Here is a 1,774-nt window from a genome sequence, read left to right as displayed (position 1 = left end):
GGCGATATGTGTTCGCGCGGGATCGATCCGATAATTCGCCGATGCGCCAGCGGGCGTGTGGGTCTGAGCAAGGACGCCAATCGCCAAGATCGCGCAGGCGATGCGGGCGCGCCGGATCGTATTGTCGCGTGCGGTCACGTGCTCCTCACCATTTATGATCAGATGAACATTCGAGGAGGGCGGCTTATTCGTTTCCGATGCCTGGTTTCACATATTCGTTACTGTTTGCCGACATCAAAGGCCGTCGCCCGATGCCCGGACGCCGGATTTCAGATCCGCTTTTCGATCGTCTGCGCCAAGGCGACGGCCCTCTCCTCCGGAATGCGGCCGATCACCAGATGACTGCGTCCGCTTTGAGACCACCAGGCGAGCGACAGGTCATCCCGGCGCTCCGAGCGAATTGGCGCGTCCGTCGCGTGGTTTGCGAAGATACAGAGCAAGACCGGCGCGCCCGAGGGATCGACGTAGGCGATCACGCCCAACGGTTTACCCTCGTAGGCGAGCATGCACGCCACGGTGAAACGGAGCCCCGGGAGAGCGACAGTTTCCGGCGTCAGGTTGGCGCCCACCCTGGCGCCGAGGGCGGTCAGCTCAATCGCTTGCAGCGAGGCGTCCGGGTTTAACGGACTGAAGGTCTCATTCGTATAGAGGTTCGTGTATTCGACCACCGCCGAACGCCAGTCGTCCCGGTCGCCAAGCAGGCCAAAGCTCAACGCGATCCAGGCCGCGGCGCCTGCCGCGACGAGCCCGATCGCAATGCCGGCCGCAAGCTGTCGCAGTCCGTGACCGGAGAATCGGCCCGGCGGCTGGCGAGCCGGCCGGTCCACCGGAATCGCGGCCCGAAGGCGCTCCAGGGGAGCTTGGCGGAGAAGTTCGTCCAGTGACGCCGCGATCGGCGCGCCGGCCGCCCGCAATTCGTCGTAGCGCTGACGTAGCCGCTCGTCCGTCGCCAAGCGCGCCAGAAGCGCGGCTCGACGGCTTTCATCGAGTTCGTTGTCGATCAGAGCGACAAGTTCGGCGTCTTCGTCAGTCATCGTCTTGCTGCAGAATGCTCCTATTTAAGTCTCGCCAGCGCCGCGCGCGCCGCGGCCAGCCTGCTCATGACGGTGCCGATCGGGATCGCGAGAGCCGCCGCCGCCTCAGCGTAGGTGTACCCTTCGCCATAGACCAGCAACATCGTGTCGCGCTGCGCCTCGGGAAGCCGGTCAATCGCTCTTAACACCGCGGAGGCGGTAATATTCATTTCGATTTCACGCGCGCCGTCGGTCGTCAAGACGTCCTCGGGGTCAACGAAGCCGCCGCCTTCACGAATCCGTCGCGACCGAAGCTCATTCAGCCAGATCGAGCGCAAGATAGCGAGCAGCCACCGGTCAACTCTCGTTCCGGGAACGAATTGATCGGCGCGCTCCATCGCGCGCAGGCAAGTCGCCTGCACGAGGTCGTCGGCGACGTCCCGCGCCCTAGACAAAACGAGCGCGTAACGCCAAAGGCGCGCCAGGGAGGGCTCGAGCCCGGCCCGCACCTCGCGTCGACTTTCTTCGCTCATGGCTCTAATAGAGCACGATCGGGCGATGAGCGAAGAGGGCGGATCGAATATTTTCCATCGATCTCGCGTTCGCGTCTAAAATCGCGGCTCGAATAATTGGCGGCCTGACGTGTTTCCTGGGCTCCGTATCTCAATCGGAAGGACCTGGCGATGCACAACTATCTCAAATCTCATCACGAAAACCGCGGCGGTTTTGCTTCCGCGTTCTGTTGCGGATTGATTGTCGCC

At 63.0% G+C, this 1,774-nt stretch carries 2 protein-coding genes; both read right to left on the bottom strand.

Annotation, left to right across the window (positions count from 1 at the left end; all coding sequences use genetic code 11):
- Window positions 1-269: 269 nt before the first annotated feature.
- Window positions 270-953: a hypothetical protein gene (locus WCB02_RS30430; RefSeq protein ID WP_423963841.1), complete on the bottom strand. Its 684-nt coding sequence runs from the start codon at window positions 951-953 to the stop codon at window positions 270-272.
- 101 nt (window positions 954-1,054) lie between these two features.
- Entirely contained in the window at window positions 1,055-1,546 is a 492-nt protein-coding gene (locus tag WCB02_RS30425) for an RNA polymerase sigma factor (protein ID WP_423963839.1), read from the bottom strand.
- Window positions 1,547-1,774 lie beyond the last annotated feature (228 nt).

Origin of the sequence: Bradyrhizobium sp., assembly GCF_049581145.1 — a bacterium.
GTDB lineage: Bacteria > Pseudomonadota > Alphaproteobacteria > Rhizobiales > Xanthobacteraceae > Bradyrhizobium.
The sequence above is the reverse complement of the archived record's forward strand: the minus strand, read 5'-3'. Positions and strand labels throughout refer to the sequence as shown.